Source organism: Kribbella turkmenica, assembly GCF_004348725.1.
Classification (GTDB): Bacteria; Actinomycetota; Actinomycetes; order Propionibacteriales; family Kribbellaceae; genus Kribbella; species Kribbella turkmenica.
The window spans coordinates 1-20506 of record NZ_SMKR01000074.1; the positions used below are offsets into that span (position 1 = coordinate 1).

General features: G+C 69.5%; 24 protein-coding genes. 13 read left to right on the forward strand and 11 right to left on the reverse strand.

Annotated elements, in window-relative coordinates; genetic code table 11:
- A partial coding sequence (locus E1218_RS18015; RefSeq protein WP_165949310.1) for an alcohol dehydrogenase catalytic domain-containing protein occupies positions 1–239 on the reverse strand: 239 nt, incomplete at its 3' end.
- Between the two features lie 127 nt (positions 240–366).
- On the opposite strand from E1218_RS18015, the gene E1218_RS18020 reads away from it, so the two are divergent.
- The 3 genes from E1218_RS18020 (at position 367) to E1218_RS18030 (ending at position 2909) form a co-directional block, all read left to right on the forward strand.
- Positions 367–1236: a glycerophosphodiester phosphodiesterase gene (locus tag E1218_RS18020; protein WP_132321597.1), complete on the forward strand. Its 870-nt coding sequence runs from the start codon at positions 367–369 to the stop codon at positions 1234–1236.
- A gap of 241 nt (positions 1237–1477) precedes the next feature.
- A complete protein-coding gene (locus tag E1218_RS18025) occupies positions 1478–1894 on the forward strand; it encodes an ATP-binding protein (protein WP_132321599.1) in 417 nt (138 codons plus the stop codon).
- A gap of 49 nt (positions 1895–1943) precedes the next feature.
- Positions 1944–2909 carry a DUF5926 family protein gene (locus E1218_RS18030; RefSeq protein WP_132321601.1) on the forward strand — a complete coding sequence of 322 codons (966 nt, stop codon included), beginning with the start codon at positions 1944–1946 and terminating at the stop codon, positions 2907–2909.
- Positions 2910–3384: 475 nt separating this feature from the next.
- On the opposite strand, the gene E1218_RS18035 is transcribed toward E1218_RS18030, so the two are convergent.
- Positions 3385–4602 carry an arginine deiminase gene (locus E1218_RS18035; protein WP_132321603.1) on the reverse strand — a complete coding sequence of 406 codons (1218 nt, stop codon included), beginning with the start codon at positions 4600–4602 and terminating at the stop codon, positions 3385–3387.
- A gap of 277 nt (positions 4603–4879) precedes the next feature.
- Here E1218_RS18035 and E1218_RS18040 point away from each other — a divergent pair, with 277 nt between their 5' ends.
- The 3 genes from E1218_RS18040 (at position 4880) to E1218_RS18050 (ending at position 7722) form a co-directional block, all read left to right on the forward strand.
- Positions 4880–5665 (forward strand): glycosyltransferase, encoded by a 786-nt coding sequence (locus E1218_RS18040; protein ID WP_132321605.1) that lies wholly within the window; start codon positions 4880–4882, stop codon positions 5663–5665.
- Positions 5662–7230, forward strand: coding sequence for a glycosyltransferase 87 family protein (locus E1218_RS18045; RefSeq protein ID WP_132321607.1), 1569 nt, complete (start codon positions 5662–5664; stop codon positions 7228–7230). The genes E1218_RS18040 and E1218_RS18045 overlap by 4 nt, the downstream gene beginning before the upstream one ends.
- Positions 7231–7404: 174 nt before the next feature.
- Complete coding sequence (locus E1218_RS18050) at positions 7405–7722, forward strand: cupin domain-containing protein (RefSeq protein WP_202866073.1); 318 nt, start codon at positions 7405–7407, stop codon at positions 7720–7722.
- On the opposite strand, the gene larC is transcribed toward E1218_RS18050, so the two are convergent.
- A complete protein-coding gene (larC, locus tag E1218_RS18055; RefSeq protein ID WP_132321609.1) occupies positions 7719–9029 on the reverse strand; it encodes a nickel pincer cofactor biosynthesis protein LarC in 1311 nt (436 codons plus the stop codon). The two genes, E1218_RS18050 and larC, sit on opposite strands and share 4 nt — an antisense overlap.
- Positions 9026–9745 (reverse strand): nickel pincer cofactor biosynthesis protein LarB, encoded by a 720-nt coding sequence (gene larB, locus E1218_RS18060; RefSeq protein WP_132321611.1) that lies wholly within the window; start codon positions 9743–9745, stop codon positions 9026–9028. Before larB ends, larC begins: the two co-directional genes overlap by 4 nt.
- A 125-nt stretch (positions 9746–9870) precedes the next feature.
- On the opposite strand from larB, the gene E1218_RS18065 reads away from it, so the two are divergent.
- Positions 9871–10356 carry a DUF4446 family protein gene (locus tag E1218_RS18065; protein WP_233712299.1) on the forward strand — a complete coding sequence of 162 codons (486 nt, stop codon included), beginning with the start codon at positions 9871–9873 and terminating at the stop codon, positions 10354–10356.
- Here the strand turns inward: E1218_RS18065 and E1218_RS18070 are convergent.
- Complete coding sequence (locus tag E1218_RS18070) at positions 10353–11945, reverse strand: diacylglycerol kinase family protein (protein ID WP_132321613.1); 1593 nt, start codon at positions 11943–11945, stop codon at positions 10353–10355. The genes E1218_RS18065 and E1218_RS18070 overlap by 4 nt on opposite strands.
- 94 nt (positions 11946–12039) lie before the next feature.
- Between E1218_RS18070 and serS the strand changes: the two genes are divergently transcribed.
- Positions 12040–13314, forward strand: coding sequence for a serine--tRNA ligase (gene serS, locus E1218_RS18075; protein ID WP_132321615.1), 1275 nt, complete (start codon positions 12040–12042; stop codon positions 13312–13314).
- The gene (locus E1218_RS18080; RefSeq protein ID WP_132321617.1) at positions 13311–14105 is read left to right on the forward strand and encodes an HAD family hydrolase; all 795 of its coding nucleotides are present in this window, start codon (positions 13311–13313) and stop codon (positions 14103–14105) included. Before serS ends, E1218_RS18080 begins: the two co-directional genes overlap by 4 nt.
- A gap of 138 nt (positions 14106–14243) precedes the next feature.
- Here E1218_RS18080 and E1218_RS18085 read toward each other — a convergent pair whose 3' ends face one another.
- A complete protein-coding gene (locus E1218_RS18085) occupies positions 14244–14798 on the reverse strand; it encodes a WhiB family transcriptional regulator (protein WP_132321618.1) in 555 nt (184 codons plus the stop codon).
- 574 nt (positions 14799–15372) lie between these two features.
- Between E1218_RS18085 and E1218_RS18090 the strand changes: the two genes are divergently transcribed.
- Complete coding sequence (locus E1218_RS18090; protein ID WP_132321619.1) at positions 15373–16185, forward strand: HAD family hydrolase; 813 nt, start codon at positions 15373–15375, stop codon at positions 16183–16185.
- Positions 16186–16194: 9 nt separating this feature from the next.
- Here E1218_RS18090 and E1218_RS18095 read toward each other — a convergent pair whose 3' ends face one another.
- Both E1218_RS18095 and E1218_RS18100 read right to left on the reverse strand, forming a co-directional pair.
- On the reverse strand, positions 16195–16806 hold the full coding sequence (locus E1218_RS18095; protein ID WP_132321621.1) for a bacterial proteasome activator family protein: 612 nt from the start codon (positions 16804–16806) through the stop codon (positions 16195–16197).
- A 51-nt stretch (positions 16807–16857) separates the two neighbouring features.
- Positions 16858–17388 (reverse strand): CGNR zinc finger domain-containing protein, encoded by a 531-nt coding sequence (locus tag E1218_RS18100; RefSeq protein WP_132321623.1) that lies wholly within the window; start codon positions 17386–17388, stop codon positions 16858–16860.
- Positions 17389–17413: 25 nt separating this feature from the next.
- Between E1218_RS18100 and E1218_RS18105 the strand changes: the two genes are divergently transcribed.
- On the forward strand, positions 17414–17593 hold the full coding sequence (locus E1218_RS18105; protein ID WP_132321625.1) for a hypothetical protein: 180 nt from the start codon (positions 17414–17416) through the stop codon (positions 17591–17593).
- Positions 17594–17667: 74 nt separating this feature from the next.
- Here E1218_RS18105 and E1218_RS18110 read toward each other — a convergent pair whose 3' ends face one another.
- The gene (locus E1218_RS18110) at positions 17668–18240 is read right to left on the reverse strand and encodes a TetR/AcrR family transcriptional regulator (protein WP_132321627.1); all 573 of its coding nucleotides are present in this window, start codon (positions 18238–18240) and stop codon (positions 17668–17670) included.
- 73 nt (positions 18241–18313) lie between these two features.
- Between E1218_RS18110 and E1218_RS18115 the strand changes: the two genes are divergently transcribed.
- Together E1218_RS18115 and E1218_RS36110 are read left to right on the forward strand one after the other, a co-directional pair.
- Positions 18314–18550 (forward strand): VOC family protein, encoded by a 237-nt coding sequence (locus E1218_RS18115; protein ID WP_132321629.1) that lies wholly within the window; start codon positions 18314–18316, stop codon positions 18548–18550.
- Between the two features lie 37 nt (positions 18551–18587).
- Positions 18588–18731: a VOC family protein gene (locus tag E1218_RS36110; protein WP_165949311.1), complete on the forward strand. Its 144-nt coding sequence runs from the start codon at positions 18588–18590 to the stop codon at positions 18729–18731.
- 6 nt (positions 18732–18737) lie between these two features.
- Here the strand turns inward: E1218_RS36110 and E1218_RS18120 are convergent, their stop codons facing one another.
- Both E1218_RS18120 and E1218_RS18125 read right to left on the reverse strand, forming a co-directional pair.
- Positions 18738–19715: an NAD(P)H-quinone oxidoreductase gene (locus E1218_RS18120; protein WP_132321631.1), complete on the reverse strand. Its 978-nt coding sequence runs from the start codon at positions 19713–19715 to the stop codon at positions 18738–18740.
- A gap of 16 nt (positions 19716–19731) precedes the next feature.
- Positions 19732–20484, reverse strand: a complete 753-nt coding sequence (locus E1218_RS18125; protein WP_132321633.1) for a phosphotransferase family protein — start codon at positions 20482–20484, stop codon at positions 19732–19734.
- Between the last annotated feature and the right edge of the window lie 22 nt (positions 20485–20506).

Consider the following 20506-nt stretch of genomic DNA (forward strand, 5'->3'; position numbering starts at 1 on the left):
GGCTCGAACTCACCGCCCGGCGCGAGATCGATCGTCCCGGTGGCCTCGATCCCGGGAATCACCGGGAACCGCGCGTTCGACGCCAAGCCGACCCGCAGGTGGTACTCCGACCGGTTCAGCCCGAACGCCTCGACCTTGACCCGCACCCACCCGGGTGGCGGCTCTGGCACCGGCACCCGGCGTACTCGAAGCTCCTCCGGTTCGATCGGCCCGTCCAGCACCACCGCCCGCATCTGCATGCGGCAATCCTCACCACTCCGACCGACACTTTCTCCGACCCGTCCTGCGGGGCCGTCAGCAATCGTTTTCCGACGTCGGCGTGGCTGCGTTGACTGGGTGACTTGAGTGCGTGACAGAGTTGTCCTCATGGCGCAGAGCTTGCTCGGGCGGGGCCCGAGCGTCGTGGCCCATCGCGGCGCGAGTGAGATCAGTCCCGAGCACACGCTGGCGGCGTACCGCCGAGCGGTCGAGGCAGGAGCGGACGGCCTCGAGTGCGACGTCCGGCTGACCGCCGACGGACATCTCGTCTGCGTCCACGACCGGCGGATCGAGCGCACCTCCAACGGCCGCGGCGTGCTGTCCACGATGAGCCTGGAGGAGCTCGAGGCGTTCGACTGGGGATCCTGGAAGAACCCGTGGGCGGACCTCGACGACGAGGCCGAGCTGCCGAGTCCGGACATGCGCAAGGTGCTCACCCTGGACGAGCTGCTGTCCATGGTCCGCGACGCCGGCCGTCCGTTGGAGCTCGCGATCGAGACCAAACACCCCACCCGGTACGCCGGCCTGGTCGAACGCCGCCTGATCGAGGCCCTCGACCGCTACGGCTGGGCGCACCCGAAGATCGGCACCGAGTCGCCTGCACGGGTGATGAGCTTCTCCTGGCTGTCTCTGCGGCGCCTGCGGACGATGGCGCCCGGGTTGCGGACGGTCCTGCTGATGGACCGGATACCGCTCCGTTTCCGTGACGGCTCGCTGCCCACCGGCGTCTCCTACGCCGGCCCGAGCCTGGAGATCGTCACCGCCCACCCGGAGTACGTCGACCGGGCGCAGAAGCACGGCCACCAGGTGCACGTCTGGACCGTCAACGCCGACGCGGACCTCCGGCACTGCCGTGACATCGGCGTCGACGCCGTCATCAGCGACCGTCCCGAGGCCGCGGTGAGGATCCTCGCCGAGTCCCCGACGCCGCCGCTTCCCTCGTACACCTACCCGCGCAGACGCCAACCGCGCCGGTGATCCCGGTCCGGCAGCCGAGGTGCGGGGTGGCTCGCGACGTAGGACAAGGTCGGTCCGGATGCGTAGTGATGTGAATGCGACGCGTTATCGAAACGTTCAATTCTGTCGATTCCGTCTCGATTTGCCGGGTGAACATGTGATCTCCCGCGCCGCTATGTAACGGAATACACGTTGGTGTTTTCGCAGGTCGGAAGCTGGGCAGATGTGCTTATGGCTGTTCCGATGAACGAGGAGACCCTGCTTGTCCTCTGCGACCTTGCCTGCCGACGTGAACGTTGTGGACGTCGTACTGCCGCACGAAGTGTCCGCGGTAGCGGATGCCCGTCGCCGTCTGGCCGCCTACCTCAAGCGCTCCCGGGTCGCCGAAACCGCTCGTGACGACGCGCAACTCGTCCTGTCCGAACTGCTCTCGAACGCGATCCGGTACGCACCGCCGCTGCCCGCCGGCGAGGTCCGCGCCGCCTGGTGGATCGACAAGGCCGGTATCCACGTCGAGGTGACCGACGGATGCGGTGACACCGAGCCGCAACGCATCGACGACGCCCACCCCGAGTCGATCGGCGGGCGCGGTCTGGCCATCGTCGACGTCCTCACGTCCACGTGGGACGTCCGCACCGCCGCCACCCACCGCACGGTGCACGCGATCATCCCGAGCTGACCTTTCCCGAGTTGGCTGATCGGGGTGGCGGGCTGCAAGACTGCGGCCTATGGGAAAGAAGTCGCGGCAGCGCGCGAAGAACACGACCGTCACGCTGGACCCGGCCGACCTGGTGGACGTCGGCCCACGGGAGCCCTGCCCGTGTGGATCGGGCAAGCGGTTCAAGCAGTGCCACGGACGGGAGCGGGCCCAGCAGGCCGACTCGTTCGTGGTGCGGCCGTTCGAAGGGCTGCCGTCCGAGTGTGACCTGATCGCCTTCCGCGAGATCGTCCCGTCCGGCACGGCGGAGGTCGTGCTGACCGGTGACAACGCCGGCAAGGTGGTCAACCTGGTCACCCTGCTGCCGATGGCGATGCCGGGGCTGGTGCGCGACGACGAGACGATCTGGATCGGGCTGCAGACGCACGCGTCGTCGGGTGACCCGAGCCGCGACCTCGGGCACGCGATCACCGCGGCACTGAGGACCGAGCCGGGCAACCCGGTCCAGCTGGGCGACCTGCTGAAGGACGGACCGCGGCTGCAGGACCTGATCGACACCTCGAAGCCGATCGAAGTGAAGGTGCACGAAGGGTTCGACTACTGGGTCGGCGAGAACGTCGAGGACCCGACGGGTGAGGTCGCCGCCGGGCTGGAGCGCGCGAACGCGGCCGCGGCGCCGACCATCCGGCTGGAGTCGGTGGAAGCGGCGTACTGGACGCAGATCGGCGACCGCCGGTACCTGCGCTGGGTGATGCCGCACAGCGAGGACACGCTGCTGGACGCCCTCGCCCGGCTGCACGCGGCGGGCTCCTCCAAGCTGGTCGAGGGCAGCCGCCTGATCGGTTCCTTCCGAGCACTCGGCGTACTGGCGCCTGTCTGGGAGCTCCCCGCCGACGCCGAAGCCGCCGACGTGGAGAAGCCGGCCGCCGACTTCGCCGCCGCCCTCGAGAAGGCCCTTGCCGCCGACGCCAACCTCACCACCGAAGAACGAGCCGCCCGAGCCGGCCTCTCCAGCCGCCAGCTGACCATCCGCTGACCCCAACCAGTCTGCCGAACAGGAGCCGCCCCGGGTAGTTGGCCAAGCTTGTCTGCTGCTGAGCGGCAGCCGGAACCAACGCCCCGGCATTCTGCTGGGCGGCGGTTCACCAGCACCCCCGGCGGCGACAACCCGTCCGGCAGCCATTATTTCGGCACCGCATCCGCGGGAGCGCCACGCGATACCCGGTTCCGCGTCTCGCGGGGCCGGGTGTTGTCGTGAGCCGTGGGCAGGTTCCGGGCCGTTGTGGTCTAGGCCGTTGGATCGGCTGGTGACGAGGAAATCGCCCGACGGGAGGCTGGTGCCTGCAACCGGGGGAGAGAACGTGGACGGCCCAAGTCCTGCTGACGGGGGAGCAACAGGGCCTGGGCCTAGGCATGAAGGGTACTCAGATTGATGGTCCGCCACAAGCCCCGATTTCACTGCGCGTGTCGCCGGGCTCACCGTGATCACCACAGGGCTTTCCGGGCCCGGATTAGACCACTGCGAGCGGGGCGCGCAGGACCGGGCAGGACATGCAGCGGGGCCCGCCACGACCCGAGCCGAGCTCCGACCCGGAGATCCGGATGACCTCGATCCCGGACTCCTCCAGCCGCGCGTTGGTCTCCACGGTCCGTTCGTACGCGATGCACACCCGCGGCGCGAGCGCCAGGGTGTTGTTCCCGTCGTCCCATTGCTCGCGTTCGGCCGTGACCGGGTCGAGGCCGGTGTCGATCCGCCGCAACGTGTCGATCCCGAGCGCCTTCGCGGCCGCGACCAGGAACGGCTCGGGCTCGGCGACGTACAACTGCTCGCCGTCGGTCGTGACCGCGTGCGCGCGCATCTCCTCGGCCATGTTCGGATACATCAGTACGGCGTCGACGTCGACCATCGTGCAGACGGTGTCGAGGTGCATGGTCGCCCGCTGTTGCGCGATCGGCACGGCGAGAACGGTGTGCGCCAGCCCCTGCGCGAAGACCCGACGGGCCAAGCGCTCGACTCCCGCGGGCGTCGTCCGCTCGCCCACCCCGACGGCCAGCACGCCGGGGCCGAGCGCGAGCACGTCCCCACCTTCGACATGTTCGAGCTGGTGGTCGTAGACCTTGTCCGCCCCGGCGAAGCGCGGATGGAAGGTGTAGATCAGCTCGGTCAGTTGTGTCTCCCGCGCGCGGGCAGGCATCGCCAGCGACGTGACCGCGACCGAGTCCCGGATCCACACGCTCGAGTCGCGGGTGAACAACAGGTTCGGCAGGGGGTCGATCAGGAAGTCCTCGTGCGCCAGCAGCGACGTGACCAGGCCACCGGCGCGGACCTCGTCGTTCCGTACGCCGGCCATCAGCGCCTCGGCCAATCGCGCCGGGTCGAGGTCGCTCAGCGCGGTACGGAGGTAGTCGCGCAAGGTGTCGCCGAGCCGGAGGTCCGCGATCGCACCGGTGACCGCGACCGAACGAGCCTCGGGGTCGGTCAGCGCCTCGGTGAGCAGCTCGCCGAGGTACAGCACCTCGACGTCGCGGTCCCGCAGCGCCTGCGCGAAGGCGTCGTGCTCCTCCTGGGCCCGGCCGACCCACGGGATGCCGTCGAAGAGGAGTTTGTCGTTGTTGCGCGGAGTGAGCCGGCGGAGCTCGTTCCCCGGCCGGTGCAGCATCACCGTCCGCAGCGGCCCGACCTCGCTGTCGACGCCGTACCTCTTGTCGACTCCCTGAGCCTCGGTCATCCGCCTGTCCCTTCTCCGGTCGTCCCAACCACGCTACGGCAGCGGCGCTCGCTGCGCCGGATGCCCTGCCAATCTGTCTGATTGTCCGACAATATCCCTGAACCTCCAACTTCTCCCGGTGAGAGACGGCGCACGCCGCCCGCTCTCGCCAGAGAAGATGCCGTGATCCGCCGTGGGCCTCCCGGGTTTTCCACAGGTCGTACGAAAGAACGAGATATCCACAGCGGTCCGGAACTGACGAGGTCGATCGGCTGCGAAGCAACTAGGCTGCGGTGCTGTGTCCGGTCATGATCTGCCTTCCGAGCCCTTCGAGCGAGCCGTCGCCTGCGTGATCCCGGCGAAGGACGAGGCGGAGCGGATCGCGGCCACCGTGGACGCGGTGCACAAGATCATCGGGGTGGACCTGGTGGTGGTCGTCGACGACGGTTCGGCGGACGGTACGGCGCAGGCCGCCGAGCGGGCCGGGGCGGTCGTCGTGCGGCACGAGCGGAACCGGGGGAAGGCCGCGGCGATGGAGACCGGGGCGGCGGCGGTCGCGGAGCGCGACGGCGCCCGCGCTCGGCACCTGCTCTTCCTCGACGCCGATCTGACCGATTCCGCGACCGCGGCGGCGCCGCTGATCGAGCCGGTGCAGACCGGCCGGGCGGACATGACCGTCGGCACGTTGCCGGCGCAGACGCGCGCGGACGGTTCCAAGGCCGGTGGTCACGGGTTCGTCGTCCGGCTCGCGCGGGCCGGGATCGAGGAGGCGACCGGCTGGGCGCCGGAGCAGCCGCTGTCCGGTCAACGCTGCCTGACCCGGGTCGCGTTCGACGCCGCCGTACCGCTGGCCGCCGGTTTCGGGGTGGAGACCGCGCTGAGCATCGACCTCGGCCGCAAGGGCTTCCGCATCCTCGAAGTGCCGATCGACGTCAAGCACCGGGCGACGGGCACGGACCTGCGCGGTCAACTGCACCGCGGCCGGCAGTACCTGCATGTCCGCCGTGCCCTGGCCGCGCGGAGCGCGCTCCCGGCCGGTAGCGGGCGGTCGCTGCGCAGTCTCTTCCCGCGGAAGTCGCAATGAGCACCAGCGACACCAGCATCGAGACGGCAGACCTTTGGCTGGCGAGTCGCTACGGTCGTCGCGCGGTCGCGCTCTACCTGGCGTGCACGACGCTGATCGTCGCGGCCGGTCTGCTCGGTCCGTCCGTGGTCGTCCTGACGCTGACGAACCGGCACGCCTGGCTGCCGTCGTACTGGTTCGACAGCAAGCCGAACGACTGGCTCGTCACGACGATGATCTACGTCGCCATCCTGCTCGGCGGGTACGGCGTCTTCCTCGCGACCAAGGCTCTCAAGCACGGCTGGGCGCCGCGGGTCCAGCGCTTGGTTGCCCTGGGCATCGGTACGACGGCGGCGATCACGCTGGTGCCGCCGATGGCCTCGGGTGACGTCCTGATCTACGCGGCGTACGGCCGGATCATGTCGCTCGGCGGCGATCCGTACACGACCGCGCCGGCGGACACGATCCGGCTCGGGTACGACCCGGTGATCGCCGCCACCGAGCGGCCGTGGCAGGGCGCGCGGAGCGTGTACGGCCCGATCGCGACCTGGATCCAGTGGATCTCGTCGCTGATCGGCGGCGACTCGATGCAGCTGACCGTGTGGATGCTGCAGTTGTCGGTCGCGATCAGCCTGGTCGTCACCGGCCTCGTCCTGCTCAAACTGGTCGGGCCCAACCTGTCGAACCGCCGGCGCGTGGCGATGCTCGGCCTGGCCAACCCGCTGATCCTGTGGACCGTCCTGGCGGGTGCGCACAACGACGCAGTCGCGGTGATGTTCGCGGTAATCGCGCTGTGGTTGTTCCGGCGGCACGTGTTCTGGGCGGGCATCCTGATCGGTGTCGCGGGCTGCACCAAACTGTCGATCGGGCTGGTCGGTGTGGCGATGCTGTGGGCGTTGCGCGCGGACCGGCGGAAGGCGGCGATCTTCTGTGGCGGCGGTGCGCTCGCGATGGGCAGCCTGTACGCGGTGGTCGGGCTGCAGGCATTCCAGCAGGCGCGGTCGCAGACGTCGTTCATCTCGACCGGTACGCCGCACAAGGTGCTGCTGAGCTTCTTCGACCTGTTCCTGCCGGGCTCGCTGGTCCGGACGGTCCTCGCGATCATCGCCTGGCTCGGGCTGATCCTGGTCGCGATCCTGCTGTCCCAGGTGTTCCCGAAGTCGCTGGTGCCGCAGACGCACCCGGACGACCCGACCCCCGCCGCGATCCGCTACACCGCGATCTACGCGATCGCCTGGATCCTGACCGCGATGTACTCACTACCCTGGTACGACGTCATCGCCTGGGTCGCGCTGGCCGCGGTGGCGGCGTCGAAGGTCGACGGATTGATGGTGATCCGGACGACGATGCTCGCGATCGCCTACGTTCCGGGTCGAGATCCGAACGCCCGCCAGGTCGCGGCGAGCCTGTCGGACTCGCTGGAGTGGTTCAGCGCCCGGCTCCGGGACACGATCTGCCCGGCGATCGAGCTGGCGGTGCTGATCGGGCTGATCGTGTGGGCCCGTCGGGGCGGCGCGCAGTGGTGGCCGTACGACTGGCCACGCCGCAAGCAGAAAGCCGTGCCGGAGAAGGCTCAAGCCCACTAGGGCACGGCTCCCAATTCCCTGCGTGCTGCGCGGCACTCGGCGGGGCACATCGCCGCGTTGGAGGGTGGGGCGTGGAGAACCCCACTTCGAGCCCCGCCCTCCGCCTTGCGCTGCACCCACCGAGCACCTGCTCGCGACTGCGAGAAATGGGGAGACGTGCCCTAGTCTCGCCGGGTGAAGAAACTGGTGGGGGCGGGCGTCTTCGTACACCGCGAACCGAACGACTACGTCGAGCAGCTACGGAACGACTCGATGTCGGTGGGTACCTACTCGATCCCGGCCGGCGGGGTCGACGATCAGGCCCCGCATCACCAGGACGAGATCTACGTCGTCACGACCGGCCGGGCCATGCTGGTGACGCCCAGCGGGTCCGAGCCGGTCGGTCCGGGTGACGTGCTGTTCGTGCCGGCCGAGGAGGAGCATCGGTTCACCGACGTCACCGAGGATCTGGCGTTGCTGGTGGTCTTCGCCCCTCCCTACAGCGGGCGTTAGCGCCAGAGCGGTTCCGCGGCGGCGACCGCCCGGGCGAGGACGGCCTTCACCGGTTGCTTGAGCTCGGCCGCGGCCGCCACGACGTCGTCGTACTCGGGCTGGACGTTGACGACCTGGCCGTCGTACCGGGCGATCTTGATGCTGATCGGCTGGCCGTCGACCTCGACGGTGGTGAACTCGCGGTCGGCGGCGTGCTTGCTGATCGGGTGCTCGCGCAGCCCGATGGCCGTGGTCTCGGTGAGGATCACCCGGCGGACCGCGTCGGCGTTCACGCTGCTGACCAGCACCGACAGGGTGTGGGCCGGGCGGCCCTTCTTCATCAGGATCGGGGTCAGCCAGGCGTCGGCCGCGCCGGCCTCGAGGAGGCGGGCGAGAGTCTGCGGCCACAGGCGGGGGTCGAGATCGTCGACGTTGGTCTCGTAGACCAGTTCGGTCGCCGGGCGCTCCGTGGTCTCGCCGACGATCACGCGGACGATGTTCGGAACCTCGACCGGGTCGCGGCCGCCGGCGCCGACGCCGGTCCGGGTGATCCGCAGCGGCGGCAGCATGCCGAACTCGTCGGCCAGCGTGGCGAGCAGCGCGGCGCCGGTCGGCGTCGTCATCTCGTACGGCGCGGTGCCGCCGACCACCGGGGCTTCGGCCTCGGAGAGTAGGTGGAGCACGGCGGGACCGGGGATCGGGATGCCGCCGTGCCGGCCGCGCACCTGGCGACCGCCGCCGAGCGCGATCGTCGACACGACGACGCGGTCGAGCCCGAGCGAGACCGAGGCCGCGGCGACGCCGACGATGTCCGCGATCGCGTCCAGTGCGCCGACCTCGTGGAAGTGCACGGTGTCCGGCTCGACCCCGTGAGCCGAAGCTTCCGCCCGAGCCAACCGCGCGAAGGTGTCCAAAGCCCGGGCCCGAACCGCTTCCGGCAGCCCGGCCTGCTCCAGAAGAGCGCGCACGTCAGCCCACGCACGAGTGGGTCCGTGGGTGTGACCGTCCTGCTCGTGCTCACCATGCCCGGGCCCATGACCGGGCCCATGACCGTGGCCGTGCCCATGGCGGTGTCCGTGTCCGTGGCCGGCCGCGTAGGCGTCCTCGGCCGGGACGGATTCCGGGTGGGGTGTGCCGTCCACCCTCACCGTTGCCTTGGTGGCGGCGATCTGGTGGCGGGCTGTGGGGGTGGTGGTGACGGACAACGACGGGTCGACGGCGGCTACGGCGGTATTGACGTACGTGAGGTCGGCGCCGGCGTCGAGGAAGGCTCCCAGGAGCATGTCGCCGGAGGCGCCGGCGGAGCAGTCGATCCAGGCGATCCTCACGGGTTCTCCTTGGTTTCGCGGGGAGCCGAACGGCGCGCCACCCGGGCCGCGAACACGCCGGCCCCGAAGCCGTTGTCGATGTTCACCACGGTCACACCCGGTGCACACGAGTTGAGCATTCCGAGCAACGCCGCGATCCCGCCGAACGAGGCGCCGTACCCGACCGATGTCGGTACGGCGACCAGCGGTACGCCGACCAGCCCGCCGACCACGCTCGGCAGCGCACCCTCCATCCCGGCGACCACGATCAGGCAGTCGGCCGCGTCCAGCCGTTCCCGCACGCCCATGATCCGATGCAGCCCAGCGACACCCACGTCCGTGATCACGTCCACCTCAGCGCCGAACACGCGCGCCGTGGTCACCGCCTCGGCTGCCACCGGTGCGTCCGACGTACCGGCCGCGACGACAGCGACAGTCCCACGCAGTACCGGCGGCTCACCGAGGACCGCCGTACGGCCGACCGGGTCGATCACCGCGGTCGGTAAAGCGGCCCCGACGGCCTCTTGCGCCTCGACCGTCAGGCGAGTGGCCAGTACTGCGTGGGACGGGTGAGTGGCGTGCAGGGTGCGCAGCAGCTCGACGACCTGTGCTGGTGTCTTGCCGGCGCCGTAGACCACCTCGGCGTCGCCGGTACGCTCCAGCCGATCGGTGTCGAGCCGGGCGTATCCGAGGTCGTGAACGCCTGGCTGGGGACCTGGGTCAGGCAAATGTGTCACGTCGCTGAATCTACGTTGCCGCTGACACCACCCGATCGCGTGGTCCACCGGGCAGCAGTTCCCAGGTACTCTCCGCAATCACCTGAGTACTCAGGCATGACGAGAGATGCTTTAGGCTTCCGTGCGTGTCTTCGACGTTAGCCGGCGCATTCGGGATCGCCGCCCTGTTCGTGGCGGTCCTCGCCCTCGTGTTCGCCATCCAGGCGCTGCGGGCGCAGTCCGGCGCTGCCACGGCGGCCAACCTGCCGGCCACCCCGGTCCCCGAGCCCGCTCCGCAGCCGGAGGCCAAGCCGGGCACGGTCCGGTCCGAACTGCGGAAACTCGGCAAGGAGCTCGAGGTCACCCGGGGCGAACTGCGCGAGACGCTGCAGCACCTGGCCGTGGTCCGGTACGACGCCTTCGGTGACACCGGCGGGAAGCTCTCCTGGTCGCTCGCGCTACTGGACGACAAGGGCGACGGCGTCGTGCTGACCTCGATCAACAGCCGGGCCGACGCGCGCACGTACGCCAAGGAGATCAAGGCGTTCGCGAGCGAGTCCAAGCTGTCGCCCGAGGAGGAAGAGGCGATCGAGACCCTGCAGAAGGAGGCCGGCCCGACGGTCGAGGGTTAGCGGCGCTTCGGCACCCGGGTCACGAGCGCGCCGGCCTCGATCTCGGCGGTCAGTGAACGTCCCGGCCCGATCGGGTCCCCGTCGAGCTGCCGCTGGACGTCGACCGATGCGGTGATCTCCACCTTCCGCCCGGTGAACCGTTCGAGGTACATGTCGTGCCGGTTCGTCCGGGTCATCAGCCGCCAGACGACGATCGGCCACTGGGTCACCCGCCGCGGCGCGATCACCACAACGTCGAGCAGTCCGTCGTCCGGCCGGGCGTCCGGGAGCAGCGGGATGTTCGCCTGCAGCATGCCGACGTTGCCGACCACGACCGTCCGCACCCGGCGCTCGATCACGAGCTCGTCGTCGAGCGCGATCCGGACCTTCACCGACGGATGGTTGATGTTCTTGGCCGCCGACACCAGGTACGCGGTCCAGCCGATCTGCCGCTTCAGGTGCGGCGGCGCGTCCGAGATGATCGCCGCGTCCAGCCCGAGCCCGGCCATCACCGCGAACCGGTCGGTGTCCAGCTCGTCACCGTGCACCTTGACCAGGTCGATCCGCCGGTTGCGGCCGTCGAGGATCCGTTCGAGTGCGTCGTCCAGGTCGAGCGGGATGTGCAGGTTCCGGGCGAGCAGATTGCCGGTGCCGGCCGGGATCACGCCGACCGGGATCCCGGTGTACGCCAGCGCCGCGCAGACCACGCGGACCGTCCCGTCGCCGCCGGCCACGAGCACCAAATCCGACTCGCTCTCGATCGCCCGCTTGGCCATCGCGTTCCCGGCGTCGTCCTCCCGGGTCTCCAGCCACAACGGGTCGTCGAAGCCGCGGACCGCGAGCGCCCGGGTGACCTTCCGCCGGAACGCGACTCCGTCGCCGACCTTGATCGGGTTCACGATCACCGCGGCCCGCGGCGGCTCCGTCGTACCGTCGTCGTCGGACGGCGTACGCCGGCGCCGCCGGCGCAGTCCCGGCCGGAGTCCGAAGCCGATCGAGGTCGCGGTGAGGATCGCCAGGCCGAGCGCCCAGCCGCCGACCACGTCGGAGACGTAGTGCACGTTGAGAGCGACCCGGTCGGCCGAGGTGATCCAGACGACGGCGATCGTCGGCAGCATCACCAGCAGGCGGAACCGCCGTCGCCAGCCGCGCACCGACGGCAGGACGACACCCAGCGCACCGGCCATCACGAACGCGGCCGTGGCGTGGCCGGAGACGTAGGACCAGCCGTCGTTCTCGACCAGCATCTGCTGGGGGCGCGGCCGGTCGAAGATGTGCTTGACCGCGTGCACCAGGCCCAGCTCCAGGCCGGCCGAGACCACCAGCCAGACGGTCAGCAGGCGGGCGCGCCGGTGCCACAGGTAGATGCCGACGATCACTATCACCCCGCGCATCGCCCACGGCAGGAACACGTCGCCGACCACGTGCCAGAAATCCACGACGTTCGGCCGGGTGGCGCCGTACTCGGCGGCCTGGGCGGCGACCGACTGGTCCCAGCGCTCCAGCGGAGCCCAGCGGTTGGCCACCAGCAGGGTGATCACGGTGAACGGCAGTGCACCCAGCACGACCGTGAGCGCACGGCCGAGATGACTGGGTGGGTGGTGCTGCATGACCCGCTCGATTCCCCCCTCATGATCGCGTAGGCACAGCCCATCATCCCGAACAGACTTCGCCCGCTCTGACACGCCCCGATACCCTCGGGGTGTGATTGACGCGAAACTGCTCCGTGAGAACCCCGACGTCGTGCGCTCGGCCCTGACCAAGCGCGGTGAGAGTGCGGACCTGGTCGACCAGATCCTGGTGGCCGACAGTGAGCGTCGATCGTCCATCTCCGCGTTCGAGGCGCTGCGGGCCGAGCAGAAGGGCCTCGGCAAGCAGGTCGCGCAGGCCAAGGGCGACGAGCGGGCCGCGCTGCTGGAGCGGACCAAGACGCTGGCCGCCGAGGTGAAGGCCAGCGAGGCCGCCGCGAACGACGCCGGCCACCGTTTCGACGAGCTCGCCCGCGCACTGCCGAACCTGGTGTCCGACGAGGCCCCGGTCGGCGGCGAGGACGACTACGTCGTGGTCGAGGAGGTCGGCAAGCCCCGCGACTTCGCCGCCGAGGGTTTCGAACCGCGCGACCACCTCGAGCTGGGTGAGCTGCTCGGCGCGATCGACATGGAGCGCGGCGCGAAGATCTCCGGCTCGCGGTTCTACTTCCTCAAGGGCACCGGCATGCTGCTGCAGCTCGGCATGCTGCAGCTGGCGATCCAGCAGGCGGTCGAGGCCGGCTTCACCCCGATGATCACGCCGACGCTGGTCAAGCCCGAGGTGATGGGCGGCACCGGCTACCTGTCGGCGCACGACGACGTCTACCGGCTGGCCGACCCGGACCTCTACCTGGTCGGTACGTCGGAGGTCTCGCTGGCCGGCTACCACATGGACGAGATCATCGACCTGTCCGCCGGCCCGATCCGGTACGCCGGGTGGTCGTCGTGCTACCGCAAGGAGGCCGGGTCGCACGGGAAGGACACCCGCGGGATCATCCGCGTCCACCAGTTCGACAAGGTCGAGATGTTCTCCTACTGCACCCTGGAGGACGCCGCCGCGGAGCACCTGCGGCTGCTGAACTGGGAGAAGGAGATGCTCGACAAGATGGAGCTGAGCTACCGGGTGATCGACACCGCCACCGGTGACCTCGGCGTCTCGGCGTACCGGAAGTTCGACTGCGAGGCGTGGGTGCCGACGCAGGGCCGGTACCGCGAGCTGACCTCGACGTCGAACTGCATCGACTTCCAGGCCCGCCGGCTGAACATCCGGCACCGCGAGGCCGACGGCAGGACGCAGCCGGTCGCGACGCTGAACGGGACGCTGGCCACCACCCGCTGGATCGTCGCCATCCTGGAGACGCACCAGCTGGCCGACGGCTCGGTCCGGGTGCCGACCGCGCTGCGTCCGTACGTCGGTGGTCGTGAGGTCCTCGAACCGGTTGGGAAATGACGGAGACGTCGCGGCCGACGGCCGTTGCCCTGGACATCGATGGAACCCTGCTCGACCACGACGACCAGCTGTCGCCGGCCGTGATCGACGCGGTCCGGCGAGCCGCGGCCGAGGTCCCGGTGATCCTGGCCACCGGGCGGGGCTGGCAGACCAGCAAGCCGGTGGCCGAGCGGCTCGGCCTGGCCGCCGGCGGGTTGGTTGTCTGCAGCAACGGTGCGCGGACGATGCGGTTCCCGGCCGGCGAGGTGGTCGACGAGCGGACGTTCGACCCGACGACGGTGATCGCCTCGGTGCGCGAGCACGCGCCGAACGCCCGGATGGCGGTCGAGGAGCACGACGGCAGCTATCTGGTGACCGCGCCGTTCCCGGACGGCGACCTCGGGTACGACGCCCGGATCCGGGTGGTCGGTGACGACGAGCTGGCGCCGGAACCCGTGACCCGGTTGATCATCCGGGACCCGGAGCAGTCGGAGGCGGACTTCGTCGAGCTGGCGGAACGTCTCGGCCTGCACGGGGTCAGCTACTTCGTCGGCTGGACGGCCTGGCTGGACATCGCGCCGGAAGGTGTGGACAAGTCGACCGGGCTGAAGGTCGCGCTCGCGCAGTACGACCTGGATCCGGCCGGCCTGGTCGCGATCGGGGACGGCCGCAACGACATCGAGATGTTGACGTACGCCGGACTCGGCATCGCCATGGGGTCGGCACCGGACGAGGTGAAGGCGGCCGCCGACGAGGTGACCAAGTCGGTCCAGGACGACGGCGTCGCCGCGGTACTCAACCGGTGGTTCTGAGGCCCTTTCGAGCGAGATCGAAAGGCTTGACCACACTGTTTCCGTAGGCAACCGAAGGCCCGGAACCACTGCGGGAGCAGGAGTTCCGGGCCCGGGGCTGTCAGAGTCCGATAGTCCGCTGGCGGGCCGAGTATCGGATCAGGCGACCCGGCTGCCGCCGGTCCGGCGCGGCTGGCGCCGCTGGTCGACGACCGTGTCGAACGCGTCGAGCACGGCGTTGACCTCGGGCCGCGGCCGCGGCGTCTTGGCGGCCGGGCTCTGCCCGCGGCGCGCCCGGCGCAGGTGCCGCTTGACCGTCGACAGCGAGCATCCGAGCCGCATCGCCAGCGACTCCAGGCTGTCGTTCGGGTACTGCGTCCGCAGCCGGAGAACCTCTTCGTGGCTGACCGGGCGGCGGGTTCCGCGCGCGCCGGCGAGCTGGTCGAAGTCGTCGGCCTGGACCTCGACGTCGAGCAGGTTACGCATCGAACGCCTTTGCGCGGCAGTGGTTCCGGCGACGAAACCGCTGACGTCGTGCTCGGCGACCGCGTTGTACAGGCAGTCGGTGAACAGCGGGCACGAGGCACACAACGCCTTCGCCTCCCGCACGAGCTGTTCGTACCGCTCGCGGGTCCGCCGGGTGGCGGACGCGGGCGGTGGTTCTTCCATCAGCCGGTGCTGGAAAATGTCCGACCGGGCGATACAACCGGTCATCGCCCCCTCCGTGACGGAAGATGTGTCGACAGCGGCTCGGGAACTGCTGCCCCCTGATCCCGCTAGATTGGCGCTGTTGACGGTCATGTGGCTCCCCAAGTATTAGGACCCGTGTGAACGAACGATGAACGACGTTCGGCCACGACGGACCCACTAGCTGATGGATCGACGTACTGTTGCCGACCCACCGTTGTCGCCCCGCACGGGGCGCACCGATCCATAACTGTTGACGCCGCTGCTGTGGCTTTGGTTGCAGTCAACTCCACAACGTTTTCGGCGTTTGTGTGTTCTTCAGGGTGGTGGGCTGCAACAGTCGCGCTGATCCAGAACAGGCTTACGACGCGGCCGAATCGCCCCCGGTTCCCCGCCAGACCACCGCATGAAATCACGCGTAAACCCTGCTGCGCAGGGGAACTTGCTGCCTTTGCAGGATCCTGCCGTAACGGTCTGGTGACGATGTTCAAGGCTCAATCAGATAGGTCAGAAACGTCTGAAACCGGTCCCTGATCGCTTGCGCCGGACGTACCGTTAGGAGTAATGAACAAATCTCAGCACGCCGGATACGGTAGTGCGGGTGAAGGCCACCGACGACCTCCGCCCACCCCGTCTGATCGCCACTGATCTCGACGGAACCCTCGTGCGCAGTGACGGAACCATCTCCGACCGCACCCGGTCCGCAGTGCTCGCGGCACAGCACGCCGGAAGTGTTTTCGTGATGGTCACCGCCCGGCCACCTCGCTGGCTGCACGACCTGGCCGACCTGGTCGGCGAGCACGGTGTGGCAATTGTTGCCAACGGCGCCATTTTGTACGACGTCGTGCGGCGGCAGGCGATCCGGACGCGACTGATCGATCCGGCGGTCGCCCTCGAGGTGGCGCAGGCGATTCGCGCCGAGATCCCGGACGTGGAGTTCGCGATCGAGCGATCGGATCGCTACGGACAGGAACCGAACTACCTCAATCGGTGGCCGAGACCCGAGGACACGTTGGTCGCCGGGATCGAGGTGCTGCTGTCGGAACCGGCCGCGAAACTGCTCGTCCGGCACCCGAGCTGGCACTCCGACCAGTTGCTCGCGCGGATCACCCCGGTGGTCGCCGGCCGGGTCACCGCCAGCCACAGCGGCGGGACCAGTCTGGTGGAGATCTCCGCGAGCGGGGTGTCGAAGGCCGCGATGCTGGCGGATTTCGCTGCCGACCAAGGGATTCCGGCCGAGGAGGCGATCGCCTTCGGCGACTCGATCAACGATCTGCCGATGCTCGCCTGGGCCGGCACGTCGTACGGTGTCGCGAACGCGCACGCCGAGGTGCTGGCGGTCGTCGACCACATCTGCCCGGCAAACGACGAGGACGGCGTCGCCGCCGTCCTCGAGAGTCGTTTCAGGCTGTGAAGCGGGGGATCACAGGTACATCCCGCCGCTGCCGGGTCCGTCGGTGTTGTTGGCCTGTGGTCCGCCGGGGAAACCGGGCACGTCCTCGCCCTGGATCTGCTGGCCGCCGGGCAGCGCGCGGCGCATCTGCTCCAGCTGCTGACGGGCCGCCATCTGCTGGGCGAACAATGCGGTCTGGATGCCGTGGAACAGGCCCTCCAGCCAGCCCACCAGCTGGGCCTGCGCGATCCGCAGCTCGGCCTCGGTCGGCACGCCGTCGTCGGTGAAGTCCAGGCTGAGCCGTTCCAGCTCCTCGACCAGCTCGGGCGCGAGCCCGCTCTCGAGCTCCTTGATGGAGACCTCGTGGATCGACTTCAGTCGCTGCCGGGAGGCCTCGTCGAGCGGTGCCGACTTCACCTCCTCGAGAAGCTGGCGGATCATGTTCGCGACCCGCATCACCTTGGCCGGCTGTTCGACGAGCTCGGTCACCGACCGCGGCTCGTCCTGCTCGTCGCGGTCGCTGTCGGAGCGCGGCGGCCCCTCGACGGCCATGCCGTCCGGCCCGACGATCAGCACCTTGCCGTCCTCGGTCCGCGCCCCGGCCATCGGTCGTTCCTGGCCCTCGCTGCTGCTCTCGGTCATCTGCCCATCCTAGGCGTCGCTCCGGCAGAACCGTTGTCCGGCCAGGGCGGCCTACGCCGACCGGGCACGATGGCGGCGTACGGCGTCCCGGTTGGCGCAGGCTGGACTGCAGTAGCGCTGCCGGCCGGTGCGCGACAGATCGGCGTACACGTTGTCGCACCCGTCCGCGGTGCAGCGGCCGAGCCGGGTGATCCCGCGGCCGGCAAGGTGCAGCGCCGTACCGGTGCTGATCAGTGTGGCGACCAGCCGGCCGACGGGGACGTGGTCCGGCCGGTAGTGCATGTGCCAGCCGTCGCCGGCGTGATTGGTGAGTCGCGGATGCTCGGTGTACTTCGCCAGCATCGCGTTGACCAGGTCGACGCGCGTCTGTTCCTCCTTCGCGTCGACCACCTCGAGCCATTCGTCCAGAGCGACCCGTACGGCGGCGAGGTCGGCCGCGGTGACCTTGCGTTCTCGCACCAGCCGGCTCTCGACGCCGCTCTCCTCACACCGTCGAGCCAGTTCATCAGGCGTGTGCGCAGGGCGGGTGACCAGGTTGACGGCCAGCAGGACCGCGTCGGCGCCGTAAGGGTTGAGATGCACAATGGCATTACATCACGATGGATTCATGACCTCCAGCCTCGAAGCCCATCGCCACCGCTGGTTCGTGGCGTCCTCCCACCAGGTCAGCGAGGGCCTCGTCGTCTACCAGCGCTGCGACTGCGGGCAGTGGCGTGTCACCGGCACCCCGCCGTACCCGGTGACCTACCCCGACCTCGCGCTGGTCGATCCGGCTCGCCAGCGGTAGCCGGGACCGCGTCATCAGCGCGGACAGCGAGACGGAGATCGCCACGCCGAGCAACGTGACCACGGCCGTCGCGCTCAGACTTCCCGCACGAGCCGGCGGACGAGGCGGTCGGTGGCGGCGCGGACGTCGTACGGACGGCCGGTGCCTGGGGTCAGCTGGTCGAGGACGAGACCGTCGATGGCGAAGTGCAGGAGGCGGATCTCCTCCGCGCCGCCGGGCAGGCCGGCGTTGGAGTTGAAGGCCACGTCCGCGTCGAAACCCTGCCTGATCGTGCGGGACAGGATCTCGTGCAACCCGGGCCGGCGGGCCGCTTCGAGCCGGAGCTCCAGCAGTGCGAGGGAGAGTTCGGGCCGCCCGAGCAGCCGCTCGACGATGTAGTGCACGTAGTCGACCATCAGGTCGGCGCCCGGCTCTCGCTGCGACAACGGCTCGATCACCGCCTCGTCCGGCGCGAGTCGCTCGAAGATGCGCTCGCCGAGCGCGCCGAGCAGGGCGTCCCGGGTGCGGAAGTAGTTCGACGCCGTGCCGGCCGGCAGCCCGGCCGCAGCGTCGACGGCGCGGTGGGTCAGGCCGCGGGCGCCGGCCTCGGCGAGGACGGCCAGGCCCGCGTCGGCGAGTTGGGTACGGCGTTCGGGGTTCCTCGGCATGTTGACAAGGCTAGCAGAGTTCCACTACAACTGTCGTAAACAACAACGACAACTGCAGTGGTCAGGAGAACGTATGCAACCCGCCGCCTTCGGCGCCACCGTGGTCACCGACCGTCCGGCGGAGGTCGCCGCCTTCTACCAGCAGCACTTCGACCTGAAGATCGCCATCGACCTCGGCTGGTTCATCGCGGTGCGACGCGACGAGGCGGATTGGGAGCTCGCGATCTGTCAGCGGGGGCACGAGACCGTGCCGGCCGCGGTGAACGAACTGACCGAGAGCACGAACCTCTTCGGCCTTCGTCGTCGGTGACGCGGACAAGGTCGCGCAGTCCCTCATCGAAGCCGGGGTGAAGCTCGAGACCGAGGTGGTCACCGAGGCCTTCGGCCAGCGGCACTTCTTCGTCCGCGATCCGGAGGGCACGTGGCTGGACGTCATCCAGTTGGTCGCGCCCGACCCGGAGTGGGTCGCCGCGAACCTGTCGCCGACGTGAGTGGCGTCAGACGGTCAGCAGGACCTTGCCGATCTGCGCCGACTGCTCGAGCGTCTCATGGGCCCGGGCTACCTGGTCGAGGGGAAAGGTGGTGTGCACGATCGGTCGCACCTTCTTCTCCGCGACCAGCGGCCAGACGTGGCCGACGACCTCGGCCAGGATGCGGCCCTTGTCCTCGACCGAACGGGGCCGCAGGCCGGCGCCGGTGATCGCACCACGCCGGCCCATCAGCCGGCCGAGGTCCAGCTCGCCCTTGACCCCGCCCTGCAGGCCGATCACCACCAGGCGCCCGTCGTACGCGAGCGACTTGACGTTGTCGGCCAGGTACTTCGCGCCGATGATGTCGAGGATGACGTCGGCGCCGGCCTTGCCGGTGGCCTCCTTGACCACCGAGGCCCACTCGGCTTCCTTGTAGTTGATCGCCACATCGGCGCCGAGTCGGGTGCAGAACTCCATCTTGTCCGTACTGCCCACCGTGCAGAGCACGCGCGCGCCGTGCGCGACGCCGAGCTGGATCGCCATCGTGCCGATCCCGGACGCTCCGCCGTGGACCAGCAGGGTCTCGCCTTCCTTGAGGTGCGCGGTCATGAACACGTTCGACCACACGGTCGCGACCACTTCGGGCAATGCGGCCGCGCTGATCAGGTCGATCCCGTCCGGCACCGGCATCACCTGCGGCGCCGGGACGACGACCTTCTCGGCGTACCCGCCACCCGCGAGCAGCGCACAGCACTCGTCGCCGACCGACCAGCCCTCGACCTCCGCGCCGACGGCCGCGATCGTCCCGGAGACTTCGAGCCCGATCGTGCCCGGTGCGCCGGGCGGCGGCGGGTAGTTGCCCTGCCGCTGCAGCAGGTCGGCCCGGTTCACTCCCGCGGCGACCACGTCGATGACGACCTCGTCGACCGCCGGCCGCGGATCCTCGATCTCACCGATCGTCAGAACGTCGATCCCGCCGGCACCCTCACACACGACAGCTCGCATGCAGGTCACGGTACAGCTAGCTCTCGACGATCCCAGCCATGTCTCGGGCCAGCCCGTCGAGGTGAGTGGTCATCCCTATCGAAGCGAACCAGTCCCATAGCTCGAGCGCATGGTAGAGCCGGTAGAGCGTGGTCCGTTCACGCCAGTCCGGCGGCAGTTCGCCGTACCCTTCGAGCAGCCCGTCGAGCTTGGCGGCGTCGTCCCGGATCGAGTAGGACTGCGTCTTCGCCAGGTCCATCAGCGGGTCGGCGGCGATGGCGTTCTCGACGTCGACGAACCCGGTGACCCGGCCGGTCGCGGGATCCGCCAGCACGTTGCCCTCGTGGAAGTCGTTGTGACACAGGACGGGTGCGGTGGTGGCGTCGACGAGTACGCCGTGTGTCTCGACGTACTCGTGCATCGCGCGGTGCAGTGCCGGTTCGCCGTCGAGGGCCTCGAACTCTCGGAGCTTGGCCGCGAACTGGCGGCGCATGTACTGCGCGTTGTCCGGCAGCGGGTCGAGGATCTCGTCGGTGAGATAGCCGTACGCCGGTTGCCCGGCACGATGGACCGCGGCCAGAAGCCGTCCCAGCTCGACGTACGTCGCTCGCCGGTCGGGCGGATCGATCTCTGACAGCGGGCCACCGGCCAGCATCGTGAAGACGGTGAAGTCCTCGCCGGTCTCGAGCACTCGTGGGACCACCGGCCCGAGGTCCGCGAGCAAGCCGTAGACGTGGAGTTCCTTCGCCTGCTTCCAGGCCACTTCCGGCGGATAGACCTTGGCGATCACGGGAGCGGCGGTGGGGCGGCGT

What these genes read in the sequence shown, in the direction of transcription:
- E1218_RS18095 (WP_132321621.1), bottom strand. Translation starts at nt 16,806, where the DNA reads ATGACCGAGAGCAGCAGCGAGGGCCAGGAACGACCGATGGCCGGGGCG.
- E1218_RS18115 (WP_132321629.1), top strand. Translation starts at nt 18,314, where the DNA reads ATGCAACCCGCCGCCTTCGGCGCCACCGTGGTCACCGACCGTCCGGCG.
- E1218_RS18030 (WP_132321601.1), top strand. Translation starts at nt 1,944, where the DNA reads ATGGGAAAGAAGTCGCGGCAGCGCGCGAAGAACACGACCGTCACGCTG.
- E1218_RS18070 (WP_132321613.1), bottom strand. Translation starts at nt 11,945, where the DNA reads ATGCAGCACCACCCACCCAGTCATCTCGGCCGTGCGCTCACGGTCGTG.
- E1218_RS18035 (WP_132321603.1), bottom strand. Translation starts at nt 4,602, where the DNA reads ATGACCGAGGCTCAGGGAGTCGACAAGAGGTACGGCGTCGACAGCGAG.
- E1218_RS18020 (WP_132321597.1), top strand. Translation starts at nt 367, where the DNA reads ATGGCGCAGAGCTTGCTCGGGCGGGGCCCGAGCGTCGTGGCCCATCGC.
- E1218_RS18120 (WP_132321631.1), bottom strand. Translation starts at nt 19,715, where the DNA reads ATGCGAGCTGTCGTGTGTGAGGGTGCCGGCGGGATCGACGTTCTGACG.
- E1218_RS18080 (WP_132321617.1), top strand. Translation starts at nt 13,311, where the DNA reads ATGACGGAGACGTCGCGGCCGACGGCCGTTGCCCTGGACATCGATGGA.
- E1218_RS18085 (WP_132321618.1), bottom strand. Translation starts at nt 14,798, where the DNA reads ATGACCGGTTGTATCGCCCGGTCGGACATTTTCCAGCACCGGCTGATG.
- E1218_RS18045 (WP_132321607.1), top strand. Translation starts at nt 5,662, where the DNA reads ATGAGCACCAGCGACACCAGCATCGAGACGGCAGACCTTTGGCTGGCG.
- E1218_RS18105 (WP_132321625.1), top strand. Translation starts at nt 17,414, where the DNA reads ATGACCTCCAGCCTCGAAGCCCATCGCCACCGCTGGTTCGTGGCGTCC.
- E1218_RS18110 (WP_132321627.1), bottom strand. Translation starts at nt 18,240, where the DNA reads ATGCCGAGGAACCCCGAACGCCGTACCCAACTCGCCGACGCGGGCCTG.